At 43.1% G+C, this 13,830-nt stretch carries 13 protein-coding genes; 10 read left to right on the top strand and 3 right to left on the bottom strand.

What is annotated here, in order from left to right:
- Positions 1 to 107 precede the first annotated feature (107 nt).
- The 10 genes from kdpB to AC5JM2_RS22510 all read left to right on the top strand — a co-directional run bounded on the left by kdpB (position 108) and on the right by AC5JM2_RS22510 (position 10,983).
- Positions 108 to 2,216, top strand: a complete 2,109-nt coding sequence (kdpB, locus tag AC5JM2_RS22555; protein ID WP_495837089.1) for a potassium-transporting ATPase subunit KdpB — start codon at positions 108 to 110, stop codon at positions 2,214 to 2,216.
- Between the two features lie 555 nt (positions 2,217 to 2,771).
- Entirely contained in the window at positions 2,772 to 3,380 is a 609-nt protein-coding gene (kdpC, locus tag AC5JM2_RS22550) for a K(+)-transporting ATPase subunit C (protein WP_495837054.1), read from the top strand.
- A 159-nt stretch (positions 3,381 to 3,539) separates the two neighbouring features.
- The gene (locus AC5JM2_RS22545) at positions 3,540 to 4,694 is read left to right on the top strand and encodes a sensor histidine kinase KdpD (protein ID WP_495837053.1); all 1,155 of its coding nucleotides are present in this window, start codon (positions 3,540 to 3,542) and stop codon (positions 4,692 to 4,694) included.
- A gap of 92 nt (positions 4,695 to 4,786) precedes the next feature.
- Positions 4,787 to 5,944, top strand: a complete 1,158-nt coding sequence (locus tag AC5JM2_RS22540; RefSeq protein ID WP_495837052.1) for an anhydro-N-acetylmuramic acid kinase — start codon at positions 4,787 to 4,789, stop codon at positions 5,942 to 5,944.
- A gap of 221 nt (positions 5,945 to 6,165) precedes the next feature.
- Positions 6,166 to 7,617, top strand: a complete 1,452-nt coding sequence (gene ffh, locus AC5JM2_RS22535; protein WP_495837051.1) for a signal recognition particle protein — start codon at positions 6,166 to 6,168, stop codon at positions 7,615 to 7,617.
- 239 nt (positions 7,618 to 7,856) lie between these two features.
- Entirely contained in the window at positions 7,857 to 8,117 is a 261-nt protein-coding gene (rpsP, locus tag AC5JM2_RS22530) for a 30S ribosomal protein S16 (RefSeq protein WP_495837050.1), read from the top strand.
- Positions 8,080 to 8,514, top strand: a complete 435-nt coding sequence (locus AC5JM2_RS22525; RefSeq protein WP_495837049.1) for a KH domain-containing protein — start codon at positions 8,080 to 8,082, stop codon at positions 8,512 to 8,514. The genes rpsP and AC5JM2_RS22525 overlap by 38 nt, the downstream gene beginning before the upstream one ends.
- A 391-nt stretch (positions 8,515 to 8,905) precedes the next feature.
- Positions 8,906 to 9,082 carry a 30S ribosomal protein S21 gene (gene rpsU, locus AC5JM2_RS22520; RefSeq protein WP_495837048.1) on the top strand — a complete coding sequence of 59 codons (177 nt, stop codon included), beginning with the start codon at positions 8,906 to 8,908 and terminating at the stop codon, positions 9,080 to 9,082.
- A gap of 275 nt (positions 9,083 to 9,357) precedes the next feature.
- Positions 9,358 to 10,311, top strand: coding sequence for a PhoH family protein (locus AC5JM2_RS22515; RefSeq protein WP_495837088.1), 954 nt, complete (start codon positions 9,358 to 9,360; stop codon positions 10,309 to 10,311).
- A 267-nt stretch (positions 10,312 to 10,578) separates the two neighbouring features.
- Positions 10,579 to 10,983 carry a ChuX/HutX family heme-like substrate-binding protein gene (locus AC5JM2_RS22510; protein ID WP_210617663.1) on the top strand — a complete coding sequence of 135 codons (405 nt, stop codon included), beginning with the start codon at positions 10,579 to 10,581 and terminating at the stop codon, positions 10,981 to 10,983.
- Between the two features lie 330 nt (positions 10,984 to 11,313).
- Here AC5JM2_RS22510 and AC5JM2_RS22505 read toward each other — a convergent pair whose 3' ends face one another.
- The 3 genes from AC5JM2_RS22505 to AC5JM2_RS22495 all read right to left on the bottom strand — a co-directional run bounded on the left by AC5JM2_RS22505 (position 11,314) and on the right by AC5JM2_RS22495 (position 13,276).
- Positions 11,314 to 11,820, bottom strand: a complete 507-nt coding sequence (locus AC5JM2_RS22505; RefSeq protein WP_495837047.1) for a hydrocarbon-binding protein — start codon at positions 11,818 to 11,820, stop codon at positions 11,314 to 11,316.
- A 207-nt stretch (positions 11,821 to 12,027) separates the two neighbouring features.
- Positions 12,028 to 12,393 carry a roadblock/LC7 domain-containing protein gene (locus AC5JM2_RS22500; RefSeq protein ID WP_495837046.1) on the bottom strand — a complete coding sequence of 122 codons (366 nt, stop codon included), beginning with the start codon at positions 12,391 to 12,393 and terminating at the stop codon, positions 12,028 to 12,030.
- Between the two features lie 334 nt (positions 12,394 to 12,727).
- A complete protein-coding gene (locus AC5JM2_RS22495; protein WP_495837045.1) occupies positions 12,728 to 13,276 on the bottom strand; it encodes a hydrocarbon-binding protein in 549 nt (182 codons plus the stop codon).
- Between the last annotated feature and the right edge of the window lie 554 nt (positions 13,277 to 13,830).

Below are 13,830 nucleotides of genomic sequence, written 5' to 3'. Positions count from 1 at the left end.
ACCTGCGTGCCATACTTTGAATTTTGAAAGGACACTCGTTCGCATTGGGTTCTCCGACTTGAGCAAAGTGTCCGCTTTTTAATGAGCGAATGAGCGAATTGCTGATTATGGAATCCACAAATCCTTCACCCAAACCTTCTTATTCTCCTCGCAAAAGCGATCGCCGCCAAGCACGTAAACAATCGCAAGTCAGCACTAGAGGACTTTACCTCAGAGCGATCAAAGATGCTTTTGTCAAGCTCAATCCTAAAAACGCGATTAAAAACCCGGTAATGTTCTTGGTTTGGGTTGGTACAATTATCACCCTAGTAGCTACTATCAACCCTTATTTGTTTGGTCCAGTTCCAGGCAAGAATCTACAACTTTTCAACGGATTGATTACAGGAATTTTGTTCTTCACCGTTTTATTTGCCAACTTTGCGGAAGCTGTCGCAGAGGGACGGGGTAAAGCGCAAGCTGATGCTTTAAGGACAACCAAGTCAGAAACAATTGCCAAAAAACTTCTCTCTGATGGTTCAGTCAGTGAAGTTTCTTCCACCAGCTTGCGGACAGGCGATACGGTGTATGTGGCTGCTGGTGATGTGATCCCCGCTGATGGGGAAGTGATTATGGGTGTAGCCAGTGTGGATGAGTCTGCAATTACTGGGGAATCTGCGCTCGTCCTGAAGGAAACAGGCTCAGATGTGGCTAGTTCCGTAACTGGTGGTACGCGAATTCTTTCTGATGAACTGATCATCCGGATCACCGCAGATCCAGGCAAGGGGTTTATTGACCGCATGATTGCTTTGGTGGAAGGGGCAGAACGCACAAAAACACCGAATGAGATTGCTCTGACGGTGTTACTAGCAGTTCTAACCTTGGTGTTTCTATTTGTTGTGGTAACTTTGCCTGCGATCGCCAGCTATGTTGGAAGTCCAGTTAGTGTGGTAATATTAGTTGCCTTGTTAGTTGCTTTAATTCCCACAACAATTGGGGGATTACTGAGTGCGATCGGCATTGCTGGTATGGATCGAGTTGCCCAGTTTAACGTTATTGCCACATCAGGACGAGCAGTAGAAGCGTGCGGTGATGTCAATACTTTGGTGCTTGATAAAACAGGTACAATCACTCTTGGTAATCGTTTGGCAGAAGGGTTTATCCCCATCAACAGGTATTCCATAGAGCAAGTTGCCAATGTTGCTTTAGCAGCAAGTATTTTTGACGATACGCCAGAAGGGAAATCAATTGTTCGACTGGCAGAAAAATTAGGGGCTACCATTGATTTTGACCGCAACAGGGCTGAAGCTATAGAGTTTTCAGCAAAAACTCGTATGAGTGGCACAAACTTACCCAATGGTAGCCAAGTGCGTAAGGGTGCAGTGTCGGCAATTAAGGGATTTGTCCGTTCTCGCAATCAACAAGATACGCCAACGCCGGTACTCGATGCAGCATATGAAAAAATTTCAAAACTGGGAGGGACACCCTTAGCAGTAGCCCTTGATAGTGAAATTTACGGCGTCATTTATCTTAAGGATATTATCAAACCAGGTATCCGTGAACGTTTTGAGCAGTTGCGACGAATGGGAGTGCGTACCGTCATGCTGACTGGAGACAACCGCATTACCGCGTCTGTGATTGCGGGGGAAGCTGGAGTCGATGACTTTATTGCCGAAGCCACCCCAGAAGATAAAATCTCTGTGATTAAGCGCGAACAAGCGGCGGGCAAACTGGTGGCGATGACGGGTGACGGTACTAACGATGCACCCGCACTAGCGCAAGCAAATGTCGGAGTAGCAATGAATACTGGTACTCAGGCAGCAAAAGAAGCAGCCAATATGGTGGATTTGGACTCTGATCCCACAAAGCTGATTGATATTATTGCTATTGGAAAACAACTGCTGATTACTCGCGGTGCTTTGACAACGTTTTCTATTGCCAATGATATTGCCAAGTATTTTGCAATTATCCCAGTGTTGTTTACCTCAGTTAATTTGGGAAGTTTAAATATCATGAAGTTAACGAGTACCAATTCTGCTGTACTGTCGGCTTTGATTTACAATGCTTTGATTATTCCAGCTTTGATTCCTTTGGCACTAACAGGTGTAAAATTTAAACCTTTGACGGCTAATCAGCTTTTACAACAAAATATTTTTATGTATGGTTTGGGAGGTGTGATTGCGCCGTTTATCGCAATTAAATTGATTGACGTGTTGATTACTCTGGCGGGGTTGGCTTAGAAAAAAAATCGTACTAAGCGCAGAAAAAGGGGAGAAAAATGCTCAAAAAAATCATCTATCCAGTAAGTTTTTTTTTACAAACGTGGCTGAGGCAATTTCTTTTATTTGGTTGCGATACGCGTAGCGTCAAGCCTTTGGCTTATCGTCCTTTGGGCGGCTCCCTTTGGGAGCATCGCGCTCTCAAAAGTTGCCTTTCGCTATTGTTGTCTGCTGTGCCTTAATTTGGTGATTGCCCCTACAGTGTATTCTGTTGACAGCACTTTGGAACGCTTTTCTGCTTGGAAAATTGGTGTTTTGGGATTAGTAACACTAGGCAGTTGTCATTTACTTGTTTGTTGTCGTTTTTCAGCCAGAACGTTTTTAATTAGGTAATCTAGAATTCTTCTTTGATTTTTGCGAAACTAGGTATAGTTTCTGTTTCCTGTTAAGCGTTCCCTGTTCCCTGTTAAGCGTTCCCTGTTCCCTAGCTCAACTAGTAAATTCATAAACCAAACCCGATTCCGACACATTTTTTTTACTCATAACAGTAAATTTCTGAGGCCGTTGTAGTTTGATATGTCTATTTATAAAGAAATTAGTAAAGCAATTCGTATCACCTTCGTCTTATGGTTATTAACGGCAATTATCTATCCTTTATTCATACTTTTCGTCGCTCAAGTTCCCTTCCTTAAGGGCAAAGCTGAAGGTAGCATCATACCAAATATCAAAGGAGAAATCATCGGTTCAGCTTTGATTGGTCAACAATTCAAATCTGACCAGTATTTTCACGGTCGTCCTAGTACAATTAGATATAGCCAAGGAAAACAAGGCAATCCTACTGGAGTTTCTGGAGCTAGCAATCTCGCTCCTAGCAGTCCACAATTGCTAAAGCGAATTGTAGAACAAGCAAATCTACTGAAAGACGAAGACATTCAACCTATTGCTGACTTAATTTACACATCTGGTTCCGGTTTAGATCCGCATATCTCTATCAAAGCAGTACGGGAGCAGTTGGATAGAGTGGCTCGTGCCCGTAAACTTAAACGAGATGAGATACTTCCTTTTATAAATAAGTATACAGAGGGAAGATTTTTAGGTATTTTTGGTGAGCCAGGAGTTAATGTTCTAAAATTGAATAATGCTTTGGACTTTTTAGATGAGTTTAACCGTCAACAGAATAAATAAGTCATGAGGAGGAGACAGAATTCAGTATTCAGTATTCAGAATAAAAAAATCAACAAACATTAATTATATTTCTCCTGACTCCTAAATTATTTTTAGGCTATTAGTTTTTTGACTTTTAATTTTTGACTTCTAAATACTCTCAGGATTCATCATACACAGATGTTTGATAATACTCAAACACAACAAGCCTGGGCTATGCCTACACCCTTTCCTGCTGGCATAAGTCCAGCAAGACGAGGTAAGCATAAAATTTATATAGGTATGGCACCCGGAGTAGGCAAAACCTACCGGATGCTAGAAGAGGCTCATGCACTCAAAGACGAAGGAATTGATGTTGTTATTGGGCTTTTAGAAACTCACGGACGCAAAGAAACAGGGCAAAAGGCAAACGGGTTAGAAATAATACCCCGTAAGGAAATTCCTCGCGGTGGGTTAACTCTAACAGAAATGGATACGAATGCAATCATTGCTCGCTTACCTCAGCTGGCGTTGATTGATGAACTGGCACATACAAATGTCCCAGGTTCCCTACGAGAAAAACGCTACCAAGATGTAGAAGTAATTTTGGCAGCAGGTATTGATGTCTACTCCACAATGAATATTCAGCATTTGGAGAGTCTCAATGACTTGGTAGCACGGATTACTGGTGTGGTCGTGCGAGAACGCGTTCCTGACCGTATTTTAGAAGAAGCTTCGGAGGTAGTAGTAATAGATGTTACACCAGAAACACTGCAAGAACGGTTGTTAGAAGGCAAAATCTACGCGCCGCAAAAAATTCAACAATCACTGGATAACTTTTTCCAACGCCGCAATCTGATTGCCTTACGAGAATTAGCACTGCGGGAAGTAGCAGATAACGTTGAGGAAGATGCCCTAGCTTCCACCCCGCAAGGTGAATTCTGTAATATTCACGAGCGAGTTTTGGTGTGCGTATCCACCTATCCCAACTCAATCCAACTGTTACGTCGGGGGGCGAGAATTGCGAGTTATATGAGTGCTCCTCTATTTACCATATATATTTCTCATCCAGACCGCTTCCTGACCAAGGAGGAAAGTTTGTACATCGAAACTTGTGAAAAACTTTGCAAAGAATTTGATGGTACATTCATTCGTACCACTGGCACTGATATAGCCAAGGCGATCGCAGAAGTTGCTGAACAATACCATATCACTCAAATTGTTATCGGGGCAACTCAGCGATCGCGCTGGCAAATTCTCTTGAAAGGCGCTTTAACCCATAAATTACTACGATTACTGAAAAACGTTGATTTACATATTATTTCCGCTGAGAAAAGTAATACTCCCAGTCGTTGAGCGATGGATTAATTTAAAATAGTAACCGCTAATTATCTGCGTATCCTCCGGGAAGCTGCCCAGAGGGAGTCAACATCAGCGGTTAAAATTAAATGACTTTTGTAATTGGTTTAATAAGTGGCACATCTGTAGATGGTATAGACGCTGCCTTAGTAGATATTTCTGGTACAGATTTGGATATCAAAATTGAGTTGGTGGCTGGTGCAACATATCCCTATCCACCAGATTTGAGAGAACGCATTTTAGCGGTTTGTGCAGGGACAGCTATTTCGATGGCCCAATTGGCTCAATTGGATGATGCGATCGCCTGTACTTTTGCCCAAGCCGCACGAAATATCCAAATTGGTCACGAAAAACCCACTTTAATTGGTTCTCATGGTCAAACAGTATATCATAAACCTCCATCACAACCTATCACACCAATCGGGTATAGTTTGCAACTTGGACGTGGTGAATCAATTGCCAATCAAACAGGTATAACAACAGTCTCGAATCTACGTGTAGCAGATATTGCAGCTGGTGGTCATGGTGCACCCCTTGTACCACGAATTGATGCGGCTTTGCTCAGTCATCCTCAAGAAGCACGTTGTATTCAAAATATTGGTGGTATTGGTAATGTTACTTATATACCACTCCGTCGTGACAACTGGCTAGAAAAAATTCGTGCCTGGGACACAGGACCAGGAAATAGTCTTTTGGATCTGGCGGTGGAGCATTTAACGGATGGTGCGAAAACTTACGATGAAAATGGCTCTTGGGCAGCGAGTGGTACTCCTTGTTTTCCCTTAGTAGAGCACTGGCTAAGCCAAGATTACTTTCATCTACCACCACCCAAATCCACAGGTCGAGAATTATTTGGTGTTGATTACCTGCATCAATGTTTACAAGACGCCGAAGCTTACCAACTCAGTCCAGCCGACTTGCTGGCGACGCTTACGGAACTCACCGCAGCTTCAATTGTTCATAGTTACCGGACTTTTTTACCGCAAATGCCACAGCGAGTGCTCTTGTGTGGCGGAGGTAGTCGCAATCTCTATCTCAAGGATCGGTTACAGGTGCTATTAGAATCTGTGCCAGTTGTTACCACAGATGAAGTTGGCTTGAGTGCTGATTTCAAAGAAGCGATCGCGTTTGCAGTTTTGGCATACTGGCGCTCTATGGGCACTCCTGGCAACTTACCAAGCGCAACCGGAGCGCGTCAAGAAGTACTCCTGGGTGAAATTCACTCACCGTTGGTTGTCAACGCTTAAGGGGGCGCGATGACACGCCCTTCTTAAAACAGTTATCAGTTATCAGTTATCAGTTACCAAGTTAAGGGGGGTCAAGAAATCGCTTCCTCTGTTCACTGTTTACTGTTCACTGTATTTGTAGCGCTTCTGACTGTATTCCAATACAGTCGAACTGAAAAAACACTAAGCTGTATATATGGCATGAAAACTCTGCTGACTAACTACCTGTAACTTAACTGATTATGTTTGAAGCACTAGCTGACCGTTTAGAAGGTGCCTGGAAGAAACTCCGGGGTCAGGACAAAATCTCCGAATCGAATATTCAAGATGCTTTGCGCGAAGTGCGTCGTGCGCTGTTAGAAGCGGATGTTAATCTCCAGGTAGTTAAAGATTTTGTCACCGAAGTTGAAACCAAGGCGCTGGGAGCGGAAGTTATTACTGGCGTCCGACCTGACCAACAGTTCATCAAGATTGTCCACGATGAACTCGTGCAGGTGATGGGGGAAGAGAACGTTCCTTTAGCACAAGCTGATCACTCTCCCACAATTGTCCTGATGGCAGGGTTGCAGGGTACTGGGAAAACGACTGCTACTGCCAAGTTAGCCTTGCATCTACGTAAGTTAGAACGCAGCTGCTTAATGGTCGCGACGGACGTGTATCGTCCAGCAGCGATTGACCAATTGATCACACTTGGTAAGCAAATTGACGTGCCAGTGTTTGAACTAGGATCTGATGCTGATCCAGTTGAGATTGCACGGCAGGGCGTGGAACGCGCCAAAGCAGAAGGGGTTGACACAGTTATTATTGATACTGCTGGTCGCTTACAAATTGACCAAGACATGATGGCGGAATTAGCCCGCATCAAAGAAACAGTCCAACCCAATGAAACTCTTTTGGTGGTAGACTCCATGACGGGTCAAGAAGCCGCCAATCTCACCCGTACTTTCCACGAAAAAATTGGGATTACTGGTGCAATTCTTACCAAGTTGGATGGCGATAGCCGGGGTGGGGCAGCACTTTCTGTGCGGCATATCTCAGGAGCACCCATTAAGTTTGTCGGTGTGGGTGAAAAGGTTGAAGCTTTACAACCGTTTTATCCTGACCGTATGGCATCGCGCATTTTGGGCATGGGCGACGTTCTAACTTTGGTAGAAAAGGCTCAGGAAGAAATTGACCTTGCGGATGCTGAGAAAATGCAGGAGAAAATCCTGTCAGCGAACTTCGATTTTACTGATTTTCTCAAGCAAATGCGCCTGCTCAAGAACATGGGTTCACTGGGTGGTATAATTAAGCTCATCCCTGGGATGAACAAGCTAACAGATGACCAACTTAAGCACGGAGAAACCCAGCTTAAGCGCTGTGAAGCGATGATTAATTCCATGACGCGTCAAGAGCGCCAGAACCCAGATTTGTTGGCAAGTTCTCCTAGTAGACGGCGACGCATTGCGAATGGAGCGGGTTATAAAGAGACAGACGTTAGTAAACTGGTCAGTGACTTCCAAAGAATGCGCAATATGATGCAGCAAATGGGTCAAGGGCAGTTCGCTGGTATGCCAGGAATGTTTGGTGGAATGGGTGGTCCGGCTGCTGGTAACAGTCCAGCTGCCCCTGGTTGGCGGGGTTATAATAGCGGCGCTGGCTCGAAAAAGAAGCCGAAGAAAGACAAAAAGAAGAAAGGCTTCGGTACGCTTTAGCCACTCAGGGGTGATTAGTCGCAATTCATAAATAACAAACAGCGACTAACACCTAACACTTGGCAAGTGCTAAAATAGGCATTTTAGCACCAGAAGTTAAACTGCCTACCCAATGGGACGGCTTTCAACAGGAATAATATTCCCCTTGGAACTGCCTTCAGAAAACTTCACGCTCATCTAACTTCCCAATAAACTAACTGCAAACAGATTCCTAGAAACAGGAGAATGATTTCTTAACCATGATAAAACTGCGCCTGAAGCGATACGGTAAAAAGCGAGAACCAAGTTACCGCATAATCGCAATCAACAACCTCGCTCGCCGCGATGGTCGTCCGTTGGAAGAACTGGGTTTTTATAACCCCAGAACTGATGAAGTACGACTGGATGTTCCCGGAATCGTCAAGCGACTACAACAAGGCGCTCAACCGACTGATACCGTACGTCACATCCTGCAAAAAGCTAATGTCTTTGAACAGGTCAGTGGAAAAGCCTCAACATAAAATCGGAACAAAATCCCCCACAACCAGTCCAGACTACGTTGGACTGGTACGGTTTCTGATGCAACCGTTTTTAGATTCTCCTGAGTCTTTAAGCATCGATTGTGAAATGTCTAACACCCTCAACCGTGCTTGGATTCGCATTGCCTTTGAAAGCTCAGATAAGGGAAAAGTATTTGGTCGAGGTGGACGTAATATTCAAGCGATTCGCACTGTGATTACTGCAGCAGCTCAAACAGCTGGACACTCAGTATACCTGGACATCTATGGCAGCAGTGCTGGTAATCGGGATGACTCATCTTTTGAAGAAGACAGGGAAGAACGATTACCGCCACCAAAACCCAGAGAAAAACGTGGAGACGGACAAGATAAACCTATTGCCAGAATACGCTCCCACTAGGTTTAACACCAAGTCCGTAACAAAAAAAGTAAATGTAAATACTAGCACTCAGTATTTAGGCAACTGCAGCTTTTATCGACTTAGGAAATTCAAGTCACAGTTTGTACCGAAGTGCGTTCGTAGTAGAAAAGCTAGCATTTCAAAAAAAGCCCGGTTAGCAATAGCTTGGTTTGGCGCAGTTGCAAACAAAGTAGATTCGGTCTACCCAAAGGCGTCAAAGGTGTTGTGTAAGCGCCGAGCATGATTCCTACTATCTTACGCTTACTCGGTTGAGTATAACACTCGTAAACTAAGTAAAGCGCTCACACAGAAGTCAGAAAATAAAAAGCAGCGGTTGACTACGTCTTTAGATGATACTTAGAGAATCTCTGTAAGGAGGTGAAACAAGGGAGTGGCTGAAGTCCGTTTGGGTGAAGATGAGTCAATTGACTCGGCATTAAGGCGTTTTAAAAAGAAAATTCAAAAAGCCGGAATTTTATCCGAGGTCAAACGCCGGGAAAGATACGAAAAACCCAGTCTGCGCCGTAAGCGCAAAGCGGAAGCCGCACGCAAAGGTAGTCGCTACTAAATCAAAGTCATATCTTTGGTGATGGCGATTAACCAATGCCAGCTAGCTATTAACGTTAAAGTTTGAAAGGCAGTTGTAGATGAAACTAAGGCAAAGTAGAGCAGCGATTTCACCCGCCTCTACTTTTCCCGAAGTTTGTCCGATTCAAAGGGAAATGTTCTTAAGATCAAGAAAACAACAAAATTGTTTAGTTCAACTAAAGTCTGTTAACTATTTTTTTAATATTGAATTCTGTTCTTTAGTAGCGTGCGTGAAGGGGATATTTGAAATTTATGATGGCAGGTGCCTTAACGATTGAACTGCCGAATCTTCCAAGTGCGATCGCACTAGCAGGAGAAGGGGAAGAAAATCTCAAAACTTTGGCACGACAAACAGGAGCCAATATAGTTCTGCGGGGACAAGAACTGTATATTTCTGGTACAGAAAAGCAAGTTGACTTGGCAAATCGATTAGTGCGATCGCTTGAAGACCTTTGGGGCAAAGGCAACAATATTTCTAGTACAGATATATTAACAGCTCGCCAAGCCTTGGACACTCATCGTGAAGGGGAACTGCTAGATTTACAGCGAGATATTATTGCTAAAACGCGTAAAAGTGAGGAAGTCCGCGCCAAAACCTTCCGACAGCGACAGTATATCGAAGCGCTACGTAAACGAGATTTAACTTTTTGCACTGGTCCTGCCGGTACTGGTAAGACTTTCCTCGCAGTCGTCGTTGCTGTACAAGCACTTCTAGCGAACCAATTTGAACGGCTGATTCTCACTCGTCCTGCTGTCGAAGCTGGCGAAAGACTTGGTTTTTTACCAGGAGATTTGCAGCAGAAAGTCAATCCCTATTTGCGTCCACTCTACGATGCTATCAACGAATTTATTGATCCAGAAAAAGTTCCATCACTGATGGAAAGAGGCGTCATAGAAGTTGCTCCTTTAGCCTATATGCGGGGACGGACGCTCAACAATGCTTTTGTGATTGTTGATGAAGCTCAAAATACTACACCAGCTCAAATGAAAATGGTTTTGACTCGTTTGGGTTTCCGTTCTCGTATGGTGATTACAGGTGACATGACACAAACCGACTTACCAGCCAACCAACAATCTGGATTAACGGTAGCTACACAAATTCTAAAACACGTTGAAGGCATAGCCTTTTGCGAATTTTCTCAAAAAGATGTTGTCCGCCATCCCCTTGTTCAGCGTATAGTCGCTGCATACGAACAACATGAAAAATAGTCCCTAGTCATGAAAAAATGACCAAAACTAGGGTGTAGGGGTGTAGGGGGAAAGAATGATATTTTTGTACAAGAAAGCCCCGCAAGCACCAAAGGTGTCAGAGCAAGCACTGATTTATTCCCTACAACGCGCTTGTGCCTCAAGTCGGGGAACCCGGACGCCAGATACCTACGGAGGGAGACCCTCCTGCAGTACTGGCTCCCCACAGCACTGGCTCCCCTTATACCCTTATATCCCTTATACCCTTACACCCCTTCTCATTGACAAATGACAAAAACACTAAAAGAATTTTTGGAAGCTTGCGAAACTCTGGGAACACTACGTCTGATTGTCACAAGCAGCGCCGCTGTTTTGGAAGCACGCGGTAGAGTGGAAAAGCTGTTTTATGCAGAACTCCCAAAAGGCAAGTACGCCAACATGCACACCGAAGGTTTTGAATTTCACTTGAATATGGATAAAATTACGCAGGTGAAATTTGAAACGGGTGAAGCCAAGCGAGGTAACTTTACCACCTATGCCATTCGGTTTTTGGATGACAAACAAGAGCCAGCTTTGAGTTTGTTTCTACAATGGGGTAAACCAGGAGAATACGAACCTGGACAAGTAGAGGCTTGGCAGACTTTGCGGGAGCAATATGGAGAACTCTGGAAGCCAGCACCAGCAGAGATTTGATCAAGATTAACTCATCCCACGGTTATGATAAACCCCGCAGGGTTTGAGCAAAAGACCTGCGGGGTTTATCATTTATGACTCCTTAATTAATAACTGTCTTATGTTTACAGCAATTTTAGGGTAAATAGACCACACTCTCCGAGGCGCAATGCCTTGCGCTCCTTTGAAAGATTGTGGTTCAAATAGATGAAAAACGCTGTAAGCTATAGCCGTTGCCAGGTAGATTAGGACATGAACTAATGAGAAAATACGACGGATATCACCAGACTTTCACACCCCTGTTCCCTGTTAAGCGTTCCTTGCTATATGTCCTAATAGAGTTGGCGACAGCTATATAACAAAAAATTGGAACAAATCATAAGTACCACCACGCAAAACAGACTCAATTTGTTTTCCGTGCAAGCGCTTATTCAAAATAGCTTCCAAAAAGCCTTGAATAACACCTAAAGTATAAGTACAGTTTCGTGATGATCCTTGTGCTTCGCCAGCAGAGCAAAAAGTTTCTTTGGCATAGACTTTGTAGATATCTCCTTCTTGTTCTATCTTCTCGATCAGGCACAAGCGATTTCCCTCTTTGCCCAGAACTAAATTAATCTTGTCGTGGATTTCTTCAACAGATAATATTGTTTCATTGCCAACTAAATTTAAATCTGTAGCAAAATTTCTGCCTTGACTACGACCAGCAGATATCATCGCGATCGCAGCCGTTTTGTCACCCAAAGTTTCTTCGATACCAATAAGGATTGCTTTGAAAAAGATTATACTGCTAAAATCACCCAGTTCCGGACGCAAACGGCTCATTTGTTGAGTCATACAAGTCTGTTCACTTGATATCATCTTTTCGTTTCCTCTATCTGTTGAGTTTATGTGGAATTTATTGTCTGACAGAAATTACCCTTAAAATTTCCTATAATTTTTGTCATATTTTACTCATGTTTATGCTAATTTCACTGATAATCTGGTATTGATTGGTTCAGGGTACAGAATCATGTTAAGTATAATCCATGACTTTCTTTTTGTCATTCAGGTTGCATTACTTGACCTTTAACCCATTAAGGATGTTATTTTAACAACAGCCCGTTTGATTTCTAGAAATAATAAGCCTTGCTTAATAGAGGCATTAGCGAGAACCAATAAAATTGCATCACCACAGCTAACTAACACGCCATAGCCTTTCTCACCTTCAACGAAGATACGGTCAATATTACCGCGAACAAGTTCGCATCCTATTTGTTCGCCTAACGAGAGCATAGATGCAGACATGGCAGCAGTGCGCCCTTCATCCATTCCTGCTGGTAATACAGAAGCCAACGCTAAGCCATCAGGGCTTAACAATATTGCACCCTGAACCCCAGTGCTGCTTGAGACAAAGTTTTGCAGTTCGTCTTGTAGCATGGAAACGTAAATCATAACTCTTTCCATTGTGAGCGAGGGTGTTTTAGTACTTTTTACAGCTGTCGCTATTATAGTTAAGCTGTACCTAGAATAGTATTAATTAAGTAGATGGGTGTAAAGAAACAGAACTATATTGCAATCGCTAAAAGGGCAAGGAAAAGGGGAAAACCTTTAACCTTCTCCTTTTCCCCTGACAAAACGTTATATGCTTCGCTAAAATTAATCCCAACCTACTCAGAGATCATTTATAAAGTAAATCTTATCTGAGGAGGGTTTCCCTGCGGGAGAAACTGTCCGTCCCGTTGTAGTACAAGCGCTTGAAAAAAAATTCTGTGAGTCTTCTTAGCTCTCACAAAAAAGTAAACTTAAAGACATCGTAATCACTACCACGAAGCACTGATTCCGTGTGTTTACCTTGCAAGCGCTTACCGAGAACTTGCTCTACAAATCCCCAAACAACACCGAGCGTGTAAGTACATTGACGCTCGGAACCTTGAGGCTCGCCCGCTGAGCAAAAGGTTTCTGAAGTGTAAACATGAATAACATCGTCTTCTCTTATGACGTTATTAATGATGCACAAGCAAGTACCGTCTTTACCTAAAGCTGTTTCGAGTTTGTAGCCAATATCCTCAAAGGAGCAGGATGATCCTGAGAAACATAATTCTTGTGCAAGATCTTTGCCGCGATGACGCCCAGCTGCAGTCAAGGCGATCGCAGCTGCCTTTTCACCCAAAGTTTTTTCTATTCCGATAACTGCCGACTTAAAACAGACAATACTATTGAAATCTCCAAGGGTTGGACGTAGCTTTCCCTGAGATTTCTCTACAGCTTTGTCCTCATCTGTCAGCTCAACACCTGTTTCCACTAAAGACGAAAAGGCTTGTGATTGTAAAGTCATGTGATGGTTCTCCTAGTATCAACAAAAACAAAATTTAATCTACGATCGCGTCTAGTCTAATTTGTTGGCTAAAAATTAATCGGTTGATGAGTCTGTTTTTCTTATTCCTTGTGCCTCTGCACCCCTGCACCCTTGCAACTTCAATCCAACATTTTAGTGTGGACGCAGTACTACTCAATTTCTTTCTCTATTTATAGTTGGGTAATTACTGATACTTCAAAAAAATATACTTAATTGATACTAGTATTTATTACTTAATATATTCACAATAAATATTTACAATAAAATTAACAAAAAATAAACTCATCCTTCGCTCATGAAACTGTTCCCTAGTTCTGTTTCATAAAAAGCCAGGGGAAAATCGAAGTTATTAGTCATCAGTCATTAGTGTGTTTTTTATGATTTCTCGTACTAAGTTTTGCTTCGATCAAAACTAAATAATCCTTGGAAGAACGACCGAATCAGACGCAGCCAACCACCTAACTTTTTAAGAAACGACTGAAAGACGTTTGTTTGCCTGGAAGAGTCTACTACTGACTCTAGTAAATTTTCTG

Source organism: Brasilonema angustatum (assembly GCF_059505445.1).
The sequence above is the reverse complement of the archived record's forward strand: the minus strand, read 5'-3'. Positions and strand labels throughout refer to the sequence as shown.

Excerpts from the sequence above, each read along its gene's own strand:
- kdpB (WP_495837089.1), top strand. The coding sequence starts at position 108 with ATGGAATCCACAAATCCTTCACCCAAACCTTCTTATTCTCCTCGCAAA.
- kdpC (WP_495837054.1), top strand. The coding sequence starts at position 2,772 with ATGTCTATTTATAAAGAAATTAGTAAAGCAATTCGTATCACCTTCGTC.
- AC5JM2_RS22545 (WP_495837053.1), top strand. The coding sequence starts at position 3,540 with ATGTTTGATAATACTCAAACACAACAAGCCTGGGCTATGCCTACACCC.
- AC5JM2_RS22540 (WP_495837052.1), top strand. The coding sequence starts at position 4,787 with ATGACTTTTGTAATTGGTTTAATAAGTGGCACATCTGTAGATGGTATA.
- ffh (WP_495837051.1), top strand. The coding sequence starts at position 6,166 with ATGTTTGAAGCACTAGCTGACCGTTTAGAAGGTGCCTGGAAGAAACTC.
- rpsP (WP_495837050.1), top strand. The coding sequence starts at position 7,857 with ATGATAAAACTGCGCCTGAAGCGATACGGTAAAAAGCGAGAACCAAGT.
- AC5JM2_RS22525 (WP_495837049.1), top strand. The coding sequence starts at position 8,080 with ATGTCTTTGAACAGGTCAGTGGAAAAGCCTCAACATAAAATCGGAACA.
- AC5JM2_RS22515 (WP_495837088.1), top strand. The coding sequence starts at position 9,358 with ATGGCAGGTGCCTTAACGATTGAACTGCCGAATCTTCCAAGTGCGATC.
- AC5JM2_RS22510 (WP_210617663.1), top strand. The coding sequence starts at position 10,579 with ATGACAAAAACACTAAAAGAATTTTTGGAAGCTTGCGAAACTCTGGGA.
- AC5JM2_RS22505 (WP_495837047.1), bottom strand. The coding sequence starts at position 11,820 with ATGATATCAAGTGAACAGACTTGTATGACTCAACAAATGAGCCGTTTG.
- AC5JM2_RS22500 (WP_495837046.1), bottom strand. The coding sequence starts at position 12,393 with ATGATTTACGTTTCCATGCTACAAGACGAACTGCAAAACTTTGTCTCA.
- AC5JM2_RS22495 (WP_495837045.1), bottom strand. The coding sequence starts at position 13,276 with ATGACTTTACAATCACAAGCCTTTTCGTCTTTAGTGGAAACAGGTGTT.